Raw genomic sequence first — 15967 nt, 5'->3', positions numbered from 1 at the left:
GCAAAGCCGACAGACCTGGATTGTTTTTTCGTATTTGATGTGCGTTAGGCTGCTTGCGCTGCAAATAACAAACTGCATAATCAAACTGAAAGTTACATCTGCTGTTCAAACTAGTTGTTTGTTTTAAATTGAATGTATAGCAGAAGTTGATTTTTTTGGATTTTTAATTGAATACGAAAGACATTTCCATGAGAAATCCCCATGTACTGCTGCTTAGCGTTGCGGTTGTTATCTTTTCCTGCTTTGCAGTTTTCTATTTTTGGGGAACGGAACTCACAAAATTTAGCGGTCGTTCTAGTGAATACGCGTTACTCGAAGACACATTATCGACAGAAGATCAAAAAGGAATTGCTTATTTTGCATTTGGTGACTTCTCAGCCCTTGATAGCGATAGCTTGAGGGTCTCAGCGTCGCCGTGGAAGCTTTCGACTGCTGCTTTGGCGCTTGCTGCTGCCGACGGTGAATTGAACGATATATCTACCGACCAAGTTCCGCATATCTTTCGCCAGTACGGGTTTCATTTCCCGGAGCGAATTGGCAATTGGCCAGAAGATTTGGCTGCGCCAGAATTGCTTTGGCCACTAGGGCAAAATGTTGGTTATGCAAAAGGGCACATGCTGCCTATTGGTGTGACGATAGGTAACATTGGCTGCGCTGCCTGCCACAGTAGCGTGATGTACACTGCCGATGGTTCTCCGGACTTAGATCGCGTTTGGCTCGGCATGCCGAACGGGTCGATTAATCTGGAGGCGTATACGCAAGCCTTATTTCAAGCGATGTTAGATTATGGTGTCAACACGGAGTTGATGTTGGCTGCGGTGGACCGGCTTTATCCGGAGACGAGTTTGAGTGAAGCATTCACATTGCGGTGGTTTATCTTGCCTGAAATGAAGGCACTCATTGCCAAGCGAAATAGTGAATTTGGGAGGCTCTTGCCGTTCCGCACGAGCTTGGCCGGCGCCACGAATGGTTTGGATTCCCTCAAGCGAAGGCTTGGTCTAATACCAGAAGGTGCAGTTTTGACAGAGAGTATATTCAACTCAGTCCCCGACCTTGGCGGTAGGTTATGGCGTACCAAACTGCTCAATACCGGCACCTATGCAATCCCAAATATTGATCGCAATGCAACGATCTGGCCGGCTGACATTGATGAGGGCCATCGTCGGGATCTCGCGGGTATAATTGCCTATTTCACTGTGCCGAGCATGGGGGTTAAGACGGAAGTTGCGCTAACGTCTATCGAACCTTCACTTTGGATTACGCGATGGATGCAGCATTACAAACCCCAGCCATTTCCGGGTGATATTGACCGTGCATTGTTGCCGCTTGGCAAACAGGTATATGCGCAAAATTGTGCTTCGTGTCATGGTACTTACAGTGACAATTTGGATGCGCCCGAACTGCTTTCATTTCCAAATTGGGAAGGGAATGTCGGTACAGATCCGCAACGTGCGCTCCTCTTGACAAAAGAGATCGCGGATACAGTCAATTCATCTTTGTTTGGCCAACATATCTCAGCGCGCACTGTCACCAGTTATACAGCACCGCCACTGACTGGGATATGGGCCAGCGCACCCTATTTCCACAATGGTAGTGTGCCCACGCTGTGGCATTTAATGAATCCTGAATCGCGCCCAACTCGCTTTAAAGTTGGCGGTCATCGGCTCGATCTCGATCTGGTCGGTATCGCAGGAATTGATGATGGAGAGGGAGGATGGTTGCCACCTGATGATCACTCACCGTGGTCGATCCCAGCTGATGTCGACACAAATGCTTTTGGCCTCTCTAAATCTGGCCATGAACAGGAATTTGTTCACCTCAGCGAAGATCAGAAACTGGCGTTGCTGGAGTATCTTAAGCTGTTGTAAAAAGCTCTGATGCGGGAAGACGAATACGTGTAGGTCGAGCAGTTGACGGCAATATGCCAAGCCGGAAGGCATTTATTACACGGCGGTTGTCATTAATGTTAAATCGATGCGCAACTGCTTGACGATGGGGAGGGCTGTCGGCCAGCACCGCCATCGGCCACGCCATCACGCCGACCAAAGCAAATCTAAGTAGCAATTGGTAAAATGCGGCTCCGCTTTTAACTGGGTCTTCGCCAAAAGGCCTATGGAACAAGGCAATTGCGGCGCTGGAACGTGTAAGTTCTTTCTCCGAGATCAACGAACGTGCCACATTCAATCGGTCACAGAATTCAAATATTGGTTTGCGCAAAATGATATTTGCACCTATCGCCTCAATTAACGTCATGTTGAGTGCTTGTGCGTTCAGGCCATCACGTTTCCAGTTTTCATGCTTCTTTGAGAGACGCATCCATTCAAGTAGTTCGGCGCGATATGAGGGGTTTCTGAAAAAATCAAGGCTGGCTTCGTCGTTAAATGATGCGAGCCAAGCAATTTCTGTTTCTTCAACTACTGCTACCGCATCGCCGCTTTTTTCGCATATATCTTGAATTGCTTTTAATGTCTTTGTTGTTGCAGGCATAAATCCCCCGCGCCATGTAACCCGACGATCTATCGCGTCGACCAAACTGTCGGCCGTGTTTGAAGGGGCCGTTGAAATAAGAATTTCGGGAGAGCCCTCTACTAACGAGACTTCGTAGCCTTTTATCGCCAATCCTATCGTAGTTAGGGCAAGACGCGTTCCCTCAAAGGCTGCGCCTAGACTTACGGATGCGTCGCGGCGTTCTGGATCGCCAATGGACAATACTCTGGTGCGATCGAGGAATAACCTGAGTGTGCCGTCTTTGTTTAGTTCCCAACGTGTCGGTTGGGTGTTGTGAACAGATGGTGCAAGATTGGCCTTTGCAACAATGTTGGATAGGCCATCGGGAGATAGATTTGTCAATTCAGCACCTTCTTATATAGATGCAAACGATGCATCGGGCGCGCGTGTGCTTTGCTTTTCTGCGCTAGGCTCGCCTTGTTTTGATCGGCAATCCAAGTGTTGCCTAAGTGGGTGTATTTAGCCTTCTTTAGCGCCAAAATGACTTGGCGCAGCACAACAGGATTGACGCCTTGGCCTTGCAATTCAGGTATGACCCCTGAGAAAATCAGAACTGCCCGCTTGCACGTAAATTTGTGCCAAAGGAAATGCCAGATGGCGTTAAGAGAGAATTTGGAACCGATTTTTTTTAAAAATGGGTTGAGGTCGGGAATGCATATAATGCACGCGGCAGGTTGGCCTTTCCAATATAAAACAGCGGAGATGCGTGGATCCATTACCCATTTCATATCTTGCGCCTGAAAATCATATTCGGCTTTGCTTACCGGAACAAACATCGGGTTTCGGGCAAATGAGGCGTTGAGTATTTTGCGTGAATCTTCCATGCGATCGGCAATTTCGCTTCTTTTGATGGGGCGAAATTCAAAATCTGGATTATCGAGTACAGCTTGTTGCTTGGGGCCAATTGCGGGCGCCTCCGCATTCTCAAGGTCAAGCTCAAATGTCGTCATGGGGAACTCGGCGACATAGCCGTTTTCTTCCAAATGCTTCGCAATGTGTGGCGGGGAATAAATAAGGTCAGTATAGGGAGCGAAGTCAAAATGATCGGTAACAATACCAATCTGCTGCATGGCGGTCAGATTGAAATTGCCGATAATCTCATCAAAACCGCGTTCTTTCGCCCATAGTTCAGCGGCATTGAGAAGAGCCGTTGCTGCATCTTTGTTGTCAGCGCAATCAAAATAACCAAAATAGGCACGGTTCAAATTGTGTTTTCTGTTGGATGCGCGGTGAACATGAGCTGTAATGCGGCCAATTGGCTTCCCACTCTGATGGGCAGTGAATATGCATATATCGTTTGGGTGATCTTTGAATAAAGGATTGGTTTTTGGTGAGACAAACCGCTGCAGATCTGACTTAAGTGGGGAAACATAATGCGTGTTTTCGCCATAGGCATTTAATGGTGCTTGGAAAAATGCTTCAAAGTCTCCTTGTTTTATCTCCAAAGTCATACAGTTTTCCCCTTTTGCTGAGAATGTTTTTCCCTGCGCTCTGCAAGCAATCTTGAAAGTCCGAAGGCCGCTGCTAGGTCATTGTCTACGGTGCCGGGGGCGAAGCCAGATTGTCGTGTCGCTGCAATGATGAGAGGAGATTGCGCGACTAAGTAGAGATGAGTCGCCCCATAGGATTCGAACAAAGTGCGCAATTGACTATCTACTATGTGGTCATTGGTGCGGTTGTTGGACAAGTCAGCCAGCGACAGCACCGGTTTGCTCACCAGCTTTCTCGACAGAGCGGATGTGTCATAGTCCTTAAGATCAGAACTTTTCAAAAGCAACACACCACTTAAAATGCCGCAATTTGACAATTTGCTTATGTAGTCGTCGAGTTCGGTTGAAGGGGCTGACATTATAAGTGTTAGCAATTCACTTTGCGTCTTTTCAGCTTGTAAATGCAGATCATCGCGGACAATTGCGGCGGCCATAACCAGTGCGAACATAATTGCGCCAGCCTTAATTGTGGCAGCAATTGCTAGCCCAAAGCTAATTGCTAAAATTATTGCGCCAAATATTGAAATTCCAATATATAGCAAAAGAAATTTCAAGATGTGTGTGTGTGCCAATCGCGCACGTTCTAGACTAAGACTAAGCCAACATACAACAAGAATAGCAAGGCCAGACGGACTGACCGGGATAGACATAAAATTAAGATGGTAGTCTGCGATCAAAAACGGCAACACAAAAACTAGCGACATGGAAATCCGCGCGATTGCTTGATTTTCCAGCTTTGACAGGTTTTGTCGATTGCGGGTTAAAACGATAATTGCTACGCTAAGTAAAATGGCGAGCTGAAAACCAAGTGTAAGAAAGATATATTCAAATCTGACCGCCCAGCCCGGCCAGAATGCAGCAAGACCAATTGAAATGCCGCCGAATGCTGAAAGAAATTTTAGCCATTTGGGGGCGTGTTGACGTAGCAATACCTCCGCCGTGATGACGACAAACAGTGGTATCGTTGCTGCCATCAGCCATTGTACAGACCAGAAGAAACCAAAGCCACTGATCCACGCTAGCATACGTGTAAATAAAAATAGGCTTAACCAGACCAACAGTCCGATCAACCTGCTGGCGGCGGGAGCACTATTGCGTTGCGCCGTATATCGGTTGATAAGTATCATCAGCCCAACAAGCGCTGAGGCTGCGATAGTAATGTCGGGAAAAAGCTCTGACAACATCATGGTTATTGCGCCATTAGTCGTTGCATGAAACGTCGTACGAAGGGGCGCATGGTTGCGGCCAGCAAGGGGTTCGTCGGGCGTTCAATCCGAGCGGAGTATGGGTTGAAAAACCAGCCTTGGGCATCTGTTGGGCTTTGGCGGCCTAATATTCCTCCAATGCATTCATATGCCATCAGCATGCCGGTGCTGATCACCATTGGCGCAAATGACATGCGACTACGCACACCCGCGGCTACTTCTCCAGCAATTGCATTGTCGATATGTTTTCGTGATGACGAATTGATAATCACATATTCTGCCTCGCGCAAGAAAGATTGTAAGCGCTGCTCATCGGTAATCTCATTCCAATTCGTATTGATTGTTGGGTAGCCCAAACGCTCTTCGGGCATTTTTTCGTGGGCGCGCGTCACATAAACTGAGGGCAACGGAGAAGCATATGCATCAACCACAGTCTTTTTGAACTTTCTTGCAGTTCTATATATTAACAAGGATGCGCCGAGATCGTCGGTTCCATTGATTACAATATCAGCGGCTTCAATAGCAGTCTCGATATGGTCTGGCCAATCATCATGATAAACATTTAATTTGGCCTCTGGATTGATATCAAGACACGCGTCTCGAGTGGCTTCTGCCTTATGTTTCGCTACCGTTTTCATGGTGCAAAATAGCTGTCGATTAAGGTTTGAGACTTCAAACTCATCAAGGTCTGCAATTGTAAAACTGCCGACACCTGCGCGCACCAATGCCATAATGGCTGCGCCACCCATGCCACCAGTTCCGCACACAAATAAGTTTGCGTTCTTTAAGCGGTCCTGTTCGCCTTTTGTGACAAAACCGATATTGCGTGTGGTGAATTCTTTGTAGCTAAAATCCATGCTTACCTCGGACGTAGGACGCCATATTGTTTTTTGTCGTCAAACCAGTGAATTATCGGCAACGCAAAGCGTTGGAGCAAAAGTAGGGTGGTGATCGACATGACACCCAATAAGGATTGCGGAGGCACTATACGCGTTAAAAAATTGCGCGCGGCATTGAGATCAATAAGGCCAATCTGGAGGAAATCATCTCCTCGATCGTAGTCAAGAGAAGTACTGCAAAACGAATTGAACGTTTCATCGCGGTGCTTGGGCGCATCCTCGAATGATTTTTTGAGGTCATCTGACCCACCGGTATAGGCGTTAGTGATGATGAAACGTGTCTCATCAAAATCTGCGTCTTCACCAACACCGAAAACGTGGCGGTGGTCTGCCATGATTGCACGTGCAATCTGAATTTTTCGAAAATCTTGCGGTGCGCCATCCCCTGGAGCTGGGTAAACTTCGTTAAACGTTTTGGTGACCATCCCTACAACGGCTGGCACTTGAGTTACGTTTGAAATGTATATAGGCCGCAGTCCTTTGCGCAAAAAAAGCAGTACGCAGGTGAGGCCGTAAAGTATCCAAGATAGACCGCGGCTGCGGACAGTGGGATCGACCATCACCAAGCCAAGATGAATTACATCTATTTGTTGACCGTTTATTTTGAGGGCCATCACGGCGAGAGCGTTAAACGCGATGGGGCGCTCATTTTCCTGCTCATAAATGATTGTGAGAATGCTATCTGACAGGCGAGAGCGGTCCGAGGAAAATACTCCGTAATCAAGAGCGCCTGCGTTTAGTGTTTTCTTGGCAACAGAGCGCAGATCTGACGAGAGCTTGTCGATATCCTCATCTGACATCCACAAGCCAGGGCGTTCCAGGATGCGGGTGTATAAATTGCCTTTAGTCTTAAAACGAACATCAATATATTTTCGAGAAAGAATTGAAATCATAAATAGTGTGGCACTTAATTAGAATAGATATTATTATATATGCAGATCTTTATCATAATGAGCGTCAATTGGTACAGTCCAGTTTTTATGAGTTCCCTTGCTTCTTATAAGCGCCGACAAGGAGCGCCCAGGTGAGCCAGCAGCGCTGTTTTCGAACGTCCCGAGGGATATGTCGCGCAAAATGCCTTGGGCTTTCTGACGCGCTTCTGCGAGCGACATCAAAGGATAATCACCAATTTTGATGCGCCGTGCTCGTCCATTGATGCGCGTGTTGAGGTAAAACACCTTCTTTCCAACGCTCGACACCCTGACCATAAATCCAGTCAAAAGCTCGTCGCGGACTTCATAGCGTTTACCCACAGCAGCAGGTAGCGCATCAATTGTTTTTGTGGTTAGCTTCTTTCTCATGCCCACAAATTAAGACACATAACATCCGCGTGTCAGGGTATGGTTTGGGGCGAGGTGGGCTGCAATGAGCAAGAGACTAAATTTCGAAGAAGCTCTTCAGGCTGAGTTTCGATGGCCTCAATCAGATGACTTGCCTTTTGCGGTTGATAAAACGCAAGAACACAACGCCCAAATTCTAGGCGGTGTTGATTTAAGGCTTCTTGCGATGGTGGAGGGGTATAAGCTCGGTGCCGATCATATGGTGGAAAAAGCACTTGATGACGAGAACGAGCGGAACATGTTGGTCTATCCAATTATCTTTAATTATAGGCAATTCTTGGAGCTAAACTTAAAAGCGCAAATATACTCTTTTGGGCATTACGTAGGTGTTCAAGCAAATTGGAAAACCCACAATCTCGAACATCTTTGGCTATTATTCAAAGAGATGCTTGAGGGCTTTGGAACTGAAGATCCAGATCAAGCCGATGGTGTTGTCTCAAATATCGTTGCAGAATTTTCAAAGATCGACCCTCAATCATATTCCCATCGGTATCCTGTAGATCGCAATGGGGATGCATTGCCTATTTCAAGAGATGAGTTAAGCCTCTCTCAGCTTCGTGATGTTATGGAAGCGGTTGAGAACTATTTTTCGGGTTGTGAAGGTTTTCTGAGCAATTTGGCTCAAGCGTTTTAGCAACACCAGTCGAGCATAGTTAACCCCAAGCACCTCTTTCCGTTCCAATTCTGGCCATAGGTTCAGTCCAATCTAGGGTAATTACTTCATTTGCCTTAAATTCTGCCTCGACCAATCTGCGAAGCAAGCCCTCATGACGCTGTGAAATCATATTCCAAGTCATAACAAATTTCGTACGAACGTCACTTGGTAGGTTCGGATCAATGGAATGCCGATAAACTGTCTCTAAATACCGTAAGAGGTATGCAACCCACCACTCCATTCCGGTGGCCTTTAGCACATACCCGTCAATCGGGTAGTGTTCGTAAGAAAAACTGATTTCGTCCAGATGTTGCATAATGTGAACGAACGATACATCTCGATCATACTTGCTTGTTTGAAAAATATCTGAGTGCCTGACGAGTTTGTTGTCAATAAATGTGCCACAACACTTAATTTGCGTCTCCTTTAAATAGCAATCCACCAAGGCTTTGCCGTGATAGGCTTCGAAATTTTTATATTTTTTAAAGGAGAATGAACCTTTGGTGACGAGTGCGCGGAAATGAATATCTTTATGGCTTAGCCGGTAAAACAGGTCTTGCGAAAATTCAACCAACCACATTATCGCTCGGCTAGGGTGGCTATTCCACCGCTTATCGGCAGCGACTAAAATGGTGTCCGAAAATACGATGGTGTGAAAATCTTCATCAGAGTGGACATTCAATTTATCAATTGTTTTGTAAAGATCCAAAACTCTTTCATTGTCGTCTATTAATTGTTTAAAGCCTAGGATATCTATATATAAAAAAAATACTTGTTCCATCAATTTGCCACACCTAATCGTGTGCCTTTCTGAGTAGTTCTTTCGACTTCAGCTGGGTTTCAACTGGGACTCTCAACTGCTGAGCTAGAATGAGAAGATCTTCTAGGGTTTGCGTTAGATCAAGTCGAATTCAACAAATTATTTCAAACTCATGATGGGATGGATTGCAGTGAATTTCTATAGTCTGAAAAGAATACTAGACCCCATCATAATCCGCGTGTCGGGGGTTCAAGTCCCTCTCCCGCTACCAAAATTTTTCTTAAATTACAGGTTGTTAGGTGTGAGAAGTCACATTTCGAATAGCACTCAAAATGTATTGAAAAGCATTAGCTCTATTCTAGAGCGGTCACGTTGCAGAACACTGGTTCGCGATATTTGGTTTGCTACGCGTTTCTGCTTCGATATCCCAGTATGGCTGCTGTTTGCCGATTTTATTCACCAGGAAATCGGCAAAAGCGCGGACTTTCATCGGCATATTTTGGCGCTCTGGAAAAACTGCGTAAAGCGCTTGTTCCGGGAATCTAAATTCAGGCAGAATATGAACCAATCGACCTGCCGCGAGGTGTGCGCCTGCGATAAAGGTGGGAAGGCGGCCAATGCCCAATCCGGCAACCAGCGCGGTGCACAATGCTTCGCTATTGTTGGCTTGCAATGAGCCTTTGGTCCGAATGTGCGTTGAGCCTTCTGGGCCAAGTAAATGCCATTCAAATGGATCTCGCGAATAAGCATAATGCAGGCAATTATGTTTTATAAGCTCCTCAGGGTGCTGCGGGTTTCCGTGCTTCTCCAAATATTGGGGGGCGGCCACCAAAACAGAGTGAATTGGCGCCAACCGGCGTGCAATCAAAGCGGAATCGGGCAAAGTGCCTGCGCGCAGCGCCATATCCAGACCTGCTTCCACTAGATCCGTTATCTTGTCATCCATGGTCAATTCCAGCGTAATATCTGGATAGGTGCTCAGAAACTCTGTCAAAAGCGGCGCGACATGTAGCCGACCAAATGACATTGGGGCGCTAATTCTGAGATGCCCAACCGGATGGCCTTGCAGTGCCGCTACGGCGTCCTCCGCCTCTTGTGCTGAATCGAGCGCCTGCACTGCATGAGTAAGATAAATCTCGCCGGCTTCGGTCAGGGATATGCTTCGGGTTGTGCGATGGAATAGCTGGGTGCTCAGATGGGCCTCAAGCGCGCCGATGCGCTTGCTGATGGCAGACTTGGTGACGCCCAACCGCCGTGCGGCGGCGGCAAAGCCCTTGCATTCCGCGACGGCAACAAAAACCGGTATGGCGCCAATTTCGGTCATATACACTCTCGTCGTCAACTTTTTCTCACCTATAAGTTTCGAAGTTAGCCGATTATCGCCAATTGGTAAACGGAATAGTGTCCTTCCATCAAAGTGAAGGAGACGAGCATGACCAAAATGCTTATTAATGGGGTTTTGCGTGAAAAACCGACCCAGCCCGGCGGACATTTCCAGCGTTTGCCCAGCCAATTCAGGCGTTGGATTGAAGCAGATCCCGGTGCGCCATTTCCTGCTGAGCCCGGTCGCTATCATCTCTATCTGTCAAAAGCTTGCCCCTGGTGCCATGGGGTGGATTTGGTGCGTCGTCTTTGCAAGCTGGACGAGGTCGTATCGGTTACCTGGATGGCCGCCATTAGCGCAGAGCAGGGATGGGTCATTGATCAGACGATGTTTGACGACGCGAGCGGTGTGCCACGTGATCTCTATCTCTATCAGGTCTATCAGCGGGCAGCGCCGGACTATACTGGCGCGATATCGGTGCCAATTTTGATAGACAAGAAAAGCGGTGAGATTGTCAGCACAGATTCTGCCGACATGATGCGAAATTTGGCCCAAATCTTTGCAGGTCCTAACGGTCCGGATCTCTATCCGGTGGCGCTGGCACGTGAAATTGACCAGCTTGCCGAACTGATTCAGGCCCCCCTGCGCAATGGGGTTTATCGCGCCGGATTTGCCACCAGCCAGGCAGCCTATGATGAAGCCGTTGAAGGTATATTTGCGACATTGGATAAGTTGGAGGAACGGCTGGCTACCCGCCGATATCTCACCGGCCTGCGCCTGACTGAAATTGATCTGAAACTCTTCCCGACATTGCTACGCTTTGATCCGGTTTATGTTACCCATTTCAAAATTGATCAGCATCGGCTTTCCGAATACCCCGCGCTGTCGCGCTATGTTGCCGATATGGCGCAATTGCCGGACGTGCGGCCCACAATCGATCTGCCCCATATCCGGGCACACTATTTCCTCAGCCATCGCCACCTCAATCCGCATGGGATCATCCCTAAGGGGCCTGCAAATCGTCATGCGACGATGGGCGAACAAACAGGAGCAGCCTAATGCCTCAGTTCATTAAATCTTTGCCCCCAACAGCTTTGATCATAGCCCTCGGCGCGTTGGTTGGTGTCAGCTTTATGCTGTCAAAATTTGTCGCCATGGCAGGCCTTGCGCCGCAGATGGCGCTGTTCTGGCAACTTGCCTTTGCCTGTCTGGCCCTGTTTGTGCTGGCGCTCGTCAGTGGTCAGCGCCCGCCCTTGGGCTGGCAATATCTCGTTTATTATCTGGGCGCAGGTCTTTTGGGCATAAGCGGGCCAGCCCTGATTGCTTACGCGGTGTTGGGCTATATTTCTACGGGTTTTTATGCCGCCTTGGTGACCTTGTCGCCACTATTCACTTTTGCGATCACAGCTTTGGTGGAGCGGCGTATGCCGCATGTTCATCGGTTGATCGGCATCCTGATTGGTCTGGCGGGGATCAGTTTTGCCACAATTGGCGGGTTCGACCTGTCTGGTGTGGCCGTCCACTGGATCATCCTTGCGATGCTGGGACCCGTTTTATTGGCCATGGGCAATGTGTTTCGCAGCCGCACCTATCCGCCAAACGCCGATCCTATGGGTTTGGCGATGGGCACATTGGCATTGCAGTTGATTTTGATTGGCGGGATTATGCTCGTCACCGGTCAATTTGCCCAAGCGCTGGTGCCAACATCAGGCGCATTCATTTCGATAGCCAGTGTCGGGTTAATCACGGCCTTCAGCTACATCCTGACCTTTGAAGTGCAGCGCCGCACTGATGGGGTGGGTTTCGCACAGGTCGGCTATTTTGCCACGCTTTTCGGCATTGTATTTGGCGCCTTGGTATTTGGCGAACCGATTGGCCTGCCCCTCATGCTTTCGCTTCTGGTCCTGTTTCTGGGCCTGATGATCACCAATGGCCACCTCTCATTTGCCCGCTTACGGCAGCCGCGCAAGGCCTGACTTAACCTCACCCACTTAAAGGAGACTACACATGCAACTTGATACAGATACTCAGTCACCCCACACGCCACTCGTGGCCAAACTCTACACAGCGGTCGATGCCATGAATGCTACCGACATTGTCGCGCTGGTCGATGAGAACGTCCAATTTCGCCTCGGCAATTTCGATGCGATTTCCGGCCGGGAGGCGGTGGAACAGGCCAATGTCGGCTTTTTTGAAACCATCCTTGCCATGCACCATACCATTACTGGCATTTGGTCAAGCGGCGACACCGTCTTTTGCGAAGGGCGCGTGCATTATACGCGAAAGGATAAAAGTACCCACGAAGTGCCTTTTGCTGCCCGTCTTGGACTGAATGGCGCTAAAATCATTGACTATTATGTCTATGTCGACATATCGGGTCTCTAGAAAAACGCCCCATCGGCGATATCCGGTCGCCGATGGGGGCACCAAATATTTTTTGTTCGCCGCATGTTGTGCTTATCGTTGTTCTATGGCGCGGTGGAGGGCGCTGACGATGTGTTGGCGCATGGCGGCGTCGGCTGCTGCCGGGTCGCGTGATTTTATGGCGTCGATGATGCCCAGATGTTCCTTCATCGTGGGAATAATCACGGCATTGTTCAATTGGGTTTGTTCTTGTTTGATCAGCCTGATTTTGATCATGTTGACCCGATAGGCGTCGCCGATGATCCGGTTGCCCAAAGCATCAACAATGGCGTGGTGAAACCCCCAGTCGATCGCTTGAGCCCTGGCCACCAGTTCGGGCTGAATGCCCTCATGCGCGGCCGCGTTTTCACATTCGGCGATGATGGCGCGGTGTTCCTGATCATGTCGCTCAATGTCAGCATCGCTTGCCCTTTGGGTGAACAAAGCGGTGGCTTCTGTTTCAATAAATATCCTGAACTCAAATGCATCTCGAATAAGATTGAGATCAACATGGGCAATCTGCATGCCACGCTTGGGCACGGTTTTTATCAAGCCTTCGGCTTCCAAACGAGGGATCAATTCTCGAATGGCGCCCAGCCCCAGTCCGGTCAGCTCAACCAACTCACGTTGTGAAACGAACTGTCCGGGGCGAAGGGACCGCGCGAGCAAATGTTCCGTGAAGCTTCCATAGGCCTGTTCGCGTAGATTGCCTGGTGCTTTATTGTTCACTTTGAAGCCTTCATCTGGTTAAACATTTATATCGTGTACCAAGAGCCTGATCTTTGACAACAAATCCGTTTTTGGCAACGGACACACGGATTTGCCGATAGTATTTGCGGTGTCCCCATCAATCAATGGTGAGGGCGTCATATTCACTGATCAGCTGCTCGCCGACGTTGGTGGGCAATTCAACCAGCGGTGCTCTTACGCGTTTAAACTCAGCATCATTTCTGATATGGGCTGTGAGAAGCTTTACGGCGGGGTTGACCGGGTTGGCAACCACAAGGTCGACGACCTTGCAGACAATTTCGCCCTGGTCACCGTTATGAATAATCTGGCGCAATCGCGCGGGCATAAAATTGGCTGTGCCGCAGATTGATCCTTGGGCGCCATGGGCCATGGCCTTTGGCAAAAGACGTTCGTCCCCCACAAGAACGGCAAGGTCACCGTGGTTTGCCAGATAATCTTGCGTTGCTTCCCAGTTCCCCGAGCTGTCCTTGATGCCCACAATGGTGTCAGGAAAGGCTGTCCGAAGTCTTGCAATCAAATCTGACGAAAGCGGCACACCTGTTTGGCTGGGAATATGGTACATGATGATGTTTTTGCATTGCGCGCCGATGCGCTGAAACACATCACTAAACCAGTTGAACAATCCATCATCAGTTACCCCCTTCATGAAAAAGGGCGGGGCCATTAAGAGGTGCGTTGCGCCGTCACGATAGGCAGATAGCGCTTGATCTGCCGCGCCCGCGGCATCACTGGACAAAACCCCCACGCAGATTGGCGTATCAGGCCCTAGCACTTCGCGCACTGCTTGCTGAACTTCATGGCGCTCAGACGCGCTGATGCCATAACCTTCGCCCGTTGTGCCAAAAAGCGTTACGCCATCGCATCCTTCATCAATGAGCGCTTTTGCGTGCTGTGCTGCCCGATCAATGTCGGGCGTGCCGGAAGCCTGAAATGGGGTGATCATGGCTGCATATAGGCCAAAGATATCTCGTTTTGTCATTGTATTCTTTCGTTATTCTTTTGCGCCTTTGTGGCGTGGGTGTCGCTATTGTTGGGTGCCGCACCAATTCACGGTGATGCCCAGCTTTGTGGCCAAACATGCTTTGGCAGTTGCGGCCTCAATGGCGTCGGATTTGGAGTTGGCGTAGGCCACCTGAATGTGGTTCGCCTTGTGGCTTGCCATGAGTTGATCGCGGCCGACACCTTCGAGGACGGCATGCATGATTGGCCATTCAGGGGTGGTTGCCTCACTGCGGCGCTTGGTTTCAGCCGCTGGTAGTGACACCACGCTGCCCACACCGATGTCCATATGCAGGTCTTCGCCCACAACATAGATGCGGGACCAGATGATTTCGCCGGGCTTTGCAACCCCCTTCATGGTGCCGCCGCCGAGGCGGAAATACATGGGGGGCTGGCGGTAGCTTTCAGTGCCTTGCCAGCCATCAATATGGTGCGCTGGAGGTGTGGCGCCGGAAATCTCAAAGACCCAAATAAAGTCATCATGGGTGTTGCTGTGGTCGCGGTCGCCCCAGCGGATATCGTGGAGCGTTGTCTCTACGGGCTGCCCAAGCGAGCGGTGCACCAAGTTTGTCAAAATGCCATCGACGCCAGCGCACTCATCCACCTCATTGAAATGAACGATCGCTTTGCCGGGCCGAATTGGTGTGCCATTCCGGTCGGGCGCATCAGGCCGGTCGTCATTGTTGAGCATGCCTTCCACCAGATCGGAAGCGGGCAGGAGATCTTTCAAGCCTTGCTGATATTGGATGCCGATCGCATCGCAACCAAAGTCGTCTGCAAGGCGACAGGCCGCGATGTACATGCGGCATTGCTCGAGCACTTGCGCCTCGGTCAAATCCGTTTCAGGGGTAGAGCCAAAATGAAATTTCATGCCTTTCTCCTTTAGCCAGGAGAAAACAGAAGCGGCCTCGGCCTCGTCGACGCATTGGGTTTCATAATAAAGCGTTGATTGGGAAAGGCGTTCCTTAAACATGCCCATCTTGGCAAGCGGGGCGTCCGGGATAATGGCGTTATACATGCCCATGCATCCCTCATCGAAGACGCCCAAAATGATCTTGTCCTGTAGTATTTTTTTGCTCAACTCATCGGCAATCTGTTGGGATTGTGCGGAGGCATTTTGCGGTTGGAAAGGCTTCACATGGGACAGATCGTGTGAAATCTGCCCGGTTTTTAGCCAGTCCGAGAGCTTGTTTTTGAAGAAATCGTCATCAAAATTTTCACTCCACAAGGTTGAGTAGGGCACTTCAGCCTTGGTCAAAGAGCCGTTGAGATTGAGCATCCCCACAAGGCCCGGCCATGTGCCTGACCAATTGGCCACGGTCAGGATGGGCCCCTTATGGTGCATTAAACCGGGTAAAACGTGGTGGGAATATTGCCACACAGCTTCCGCCACTATGATCGGCGCATTCGGATCAATGTCTTTAAAGGCGTCCATACCTTCGCGTTGGGATGCAAGAAAGCCATGACCCTTGTCCGCTTTGAAGGGGTGCGCGCGCTTCAGAGCATAGCCGTTTTCTTCCAGCACTTTGGTCAGTGCGGCTTCCATTTCAGCTTGAGCTGCCCAGCAGGTCTGGTTAGCACTCTCGCGCAAATCGCCGCTGGCGAATAAAAGAATTTCGGGTGTGCTCATGGCT

General features: G+C 49.3%; 16 protein-coding genes. 5 read left to right on the top strand and 11 right to left on the bottom strand.

Going from position 1 to position 15967, the window contains the following annotated elements; all coding sequences use genetic code 11:
- The first annotated feature begins 167 nt into the window (after window positions 1-167).
- A complete protein-coding gene (locus G549_RS19755; protein WP_156905528.1) occupies window positions 168-1868 on the top strand; it encodes a c-type cytochrome in 1701 nt (566 codons plus the stop codon).
- On the opposite strand, the gene G549_RS21820 is transcribed toward G549_RS19755, so the two are convergent.
- Genes G549_RS21820 through G549_RS0109650 form a run of 6 tightly spaced genes read right to left on the bottom strand, consistent with a single transcriptional unit; the run spans window position 1855 to window position 7403 of the window.
- Entirely contained in the window at window positions 1855-2850 is a 996-nt protein-coding gene (locus tag G549_RS21820; RefSeq protein WP_156905527.1) for a nitroreductase family protein, read from the bottom strand. The genes G549_RS19755 and G549_RS21820 overlap by 14 nt on opposite strands.
- Window positions 2847-3959, bottom strand: coding sequence for a hypothetical protein (locus G549_RS0109670; RefSeq protein WP_027834867.1), 1113 nt, complete (start codon window positions 3957-3959; stop codon window positions 2847-2849). Before G549_RS0109670 ends, G549_RS21820 begins: the two co-directional genes overlap by 4 nt.
- Window positions 3956-5185, bottom strand: a complete 1230-nt coding sequence (locus G549_RS0109665; RefSeq protein WP_027834866.1) for a hypothetical protein — start codon at window positions 5183-5185, stop codon at window positions 3956-3958. Before G549_RS0109665 ends, G549_RS0109670 begins: the two co-directional genes overlap by 4 nt.
- A gap of 2 nt (window positions 5186-5187) precedes the next feature.
- Entirely contained in the window at window positions 5188-6060 is an 873-nt protein-coding gene (locus tag G549_RS0109660; RefSeq protein WP_027834865.1) for a HesA/MoeB/ThiF family protein, read from the bottom strand.
- Window positions 6061-6062: 2 nt separating this feature from the next.
- On the bottom strand, window positions 6063-6995 hold the full coding sequence (locus G549_RS0109655; protein WP_027834864.1) for a hypothetical protein: 933 nt from the start codon (window positions 6993-6995) through the stop codon (window positions 6063-6065).
- Between the two features lie 33 nt (window positions 6996-7028).
- Window positions 7029-7403 (bottom strand): Arm DNA-binding domain-containing protein, encoded by a 375-nt coding sequence (locus G549_RS0109650; protein ID WP_027834863.1) that lies wholly within the window; start codon window positions 7401-7403, stop codon window positions 7029-7031.
- A gap of 64 nt (window positions 7404-7467) precedes the next feature.
- On the opposite strand from G549_RS0109650, the gene G549_RS19745 reads away from it, so the two are divergent.
- A complete protein-coding gene (locus G549_RS19745; protein ID WP_027834862.1) occupies window positions 7468-8076 on the top strand; it encodes a hypothetical protein in 609 nt (202 codons plus the stop codon).
- A gap of 19 nt (window positions 8077-8095) precedes the next feature.
- Here G549_RS19745 and G549_RS0109640 read toward each other — a convergent pair whose 3' ends face one another.
- Window positions 8096-8881 carry a hypothetical protein gene (locus G549_RS0109640; RefSeq protein ID WP_156905526.1) on the bottom strand — a complete coding sequence of 262 codons (786 nt, stop codon included), beginning with the start codon at window positions 8879-8881 and terminating at the stop codon, window positions 8096-8098.
- Between the two features lie 343 nt (window positions 8882-9224).
- Window positions 9225-10181: a LysR family transcriptional regulator gene (locus G549_RS19740; protein WP_051213592.1), complete on the bottom strand. Its 957-nt coding sequence runs from the start codon at window positions 10179-10181 to the stop codon at window positions 9225-9227.
- A 108-nt stretch (window positions 10182-10289) separates the two neighbouring features.
- Here G549_RS19740 and G549_RS0109630 point away from each other — a divergent pair, with 108 nt between their 5' ends.
- Genes G549_RS0109630 through G549_RS0109620 form a run of 3 tightly spaced genes read left to right on the top strand, consistent with a single transcriptional unit; the run spans window position 10290 to window position 12566 of the window.
- Window positions 10290-11240: a glutathione S-transferase family protein gene (locus G549_RS0109630; protein ID WP_051213591.1), complete on the top strand. Its 951-nt coding sequence runs from the start codon at window positions 10290-10292 to the stop codon at window positions 11238-11240.
- Window positions 11240-12157 (top strand): DMT family transporter, encoded by a 918-nt coding sequence (locus G549_RS0109625; protein WP_027834859.1) that lies wholly within the window; start codon window positions 11240-11242, stop codon window positions 12155-12157. Before G549_RS0109630 ends, G549_RS0109625 begins: the two co-directional genes overlap by 1 nt.
- Window positions 12158-12188: 31 nt before the next feature.
- Window positions 12189-12566, top strand: a complete 378-nt coding sequence (locus G549_RS0109620; RefSeq protein ID WP_027834858.1) for a nuclear transport factor 2 family protein — start codon at window positions 12189-12191, stop codon at window positions 12564-12566.
- A 72-nt stretch (window positions 12567-12638) separates the two neighbouring features.
- Here the strand turns inward: G549_RS0109620 and G549_RS0109615 are convergent, their stop codons facing one another.
- From G549_RS0109615 to G549_RS0109605, 3 genes are all read right to left on the bottom strand, one after another.
- On the bottom strand, window positions 12639-13313 hold the full coding sequence (locus G549_RS0109615; protein ID WP_027834857.1) for a GntR family transcriptional regulator: 675 nt from the start codon (window positions 13311-13313) through the stop codon (window positions 12639-12641).
- 118 nt (window positions 13314-13431) lie between these two features.
- Window positions 13432-14313, bottom strand: a complete 882-nt coding sequence (locus G549_RS0109610; protein ID WP_027834856.1) for a dihydrodipicolinate synthase family protein — start codon at window positions 14311-14313, stop codon at window positions 13432-13434.
- A gap of 45 nt (window positions 14314-14358) precedes the next feature.
- The gene (locus tag G549_RS0109605; protein WP_027834855.1) at window positions 14359-15963 is read right to left on the bottom strand and encodes a fucose isomerase; all 1605 of its coding nucleotides are present in this window, start codon (window positions 15961-15963) and stop codon (window positions 14359-14361) included.
- Between the last annotated feature and the right edge of the window lie 4 nt (window positions 15964-15967).

This window comes from Maritalea myrionectae DSM 19524 (assembly GCF_000423365.1).
Taxonomy (GTDB): domain Bacteria; phylum Pseudomonadota; class Alphaproteobacteria; order Rhizobiales; family Devosiaceae; genus Maritalea; species Maritalea myrionectae.
The sequence above is the reverse complement of the archived record's forward strand: the minus strand, read 5'-3'. Positions and strand labels throughout refer to the sequence as shown.

Bases quoted from the DNA above. Each gene is read 5' to 3' on its own strand.
- G549_RS0109670 (WP_027834867.1), bottom strand. From the start codon at position 3,959: ATGACTTTGGAGATAAAACAAGGAGACTTTGAAGCATTTTTCCAAGCA.
- G549_RS0109665 (WP_027834866.1), bottom strand. From the start codon at position 5,185: ATGATGTTGTCAGAGCTTTTTCCCGACATTACTATCGCAGCCTCAGCG.
- G549_RS0109660 (WP_027834865.1), bottom strand. From the start codon at position 6,060: ATGGATTTTAGCTACAAAGAATTCACCACACGCAATATCGGTTTTGTC.
- G549_RS0109655 (WP_027834864.1), bottom strand. From the start codon at position 6,995: ATGATTTCAATTCTTTCTCGAAAATATATTGATGTTCGTTTTAAGACT.
- G549_RS0109650 (WP_027834863.1), bottom strand. From the start codon at position 7,403: ATGAGAAAGAAGCTAACCACAAAAACAATTGATGCGCTACCTGCTGCT.
- G549_RS19745 (WP_027834862.1), top strand. From the start codon at position 7,468: ATGAGCAAGAGACTAAATTTCGAAGAAGCTCTTCAGGCTGAGTTTCGA.
- G549_RS19740 (WP_051213592.1), bottom strand. From the start codon at position 10,181: ATGACCGAAATTGGCGCCATACCGGTTTTTGTTGCCGTCGCGGAATGC.
- G549_RS0109630 (WP_051213591.1), top strand. From the start codon at position 10,290: ATGACCAAAATGCTTATTAATGGGGTTTTGCGTGAAAAACCGACCCAG.
- G549_RS0109625 (WP_027834859.1), top strand. From the start codon at position 11,240: ATGCCTCAGTTCATTAAATCTTTGCCCCCAACAGCTTTGATCATAGCC.
- G549_RS0109620 (WP_027834858.1), top strand. From the start codon at position 12,189: ATGCAACTTGATACAGATACTCAGTCACCCCACACGCCACTCGTGGCC.
- G549_RS0109610 (WP_027834856.1), bottom strand. From the start codon at position 14,313: ATGACAAAACGAGATATCTTTGGCCTATATGCAGCCATGATCACCCCA.
- G549_RS0109605 (WP_027834855.1), bottom strand. From the start codon at position 15,963: ATGAGCACACCCGAAATTCTTTTATTCGCCAGCGGCGATTTGCGCGAG.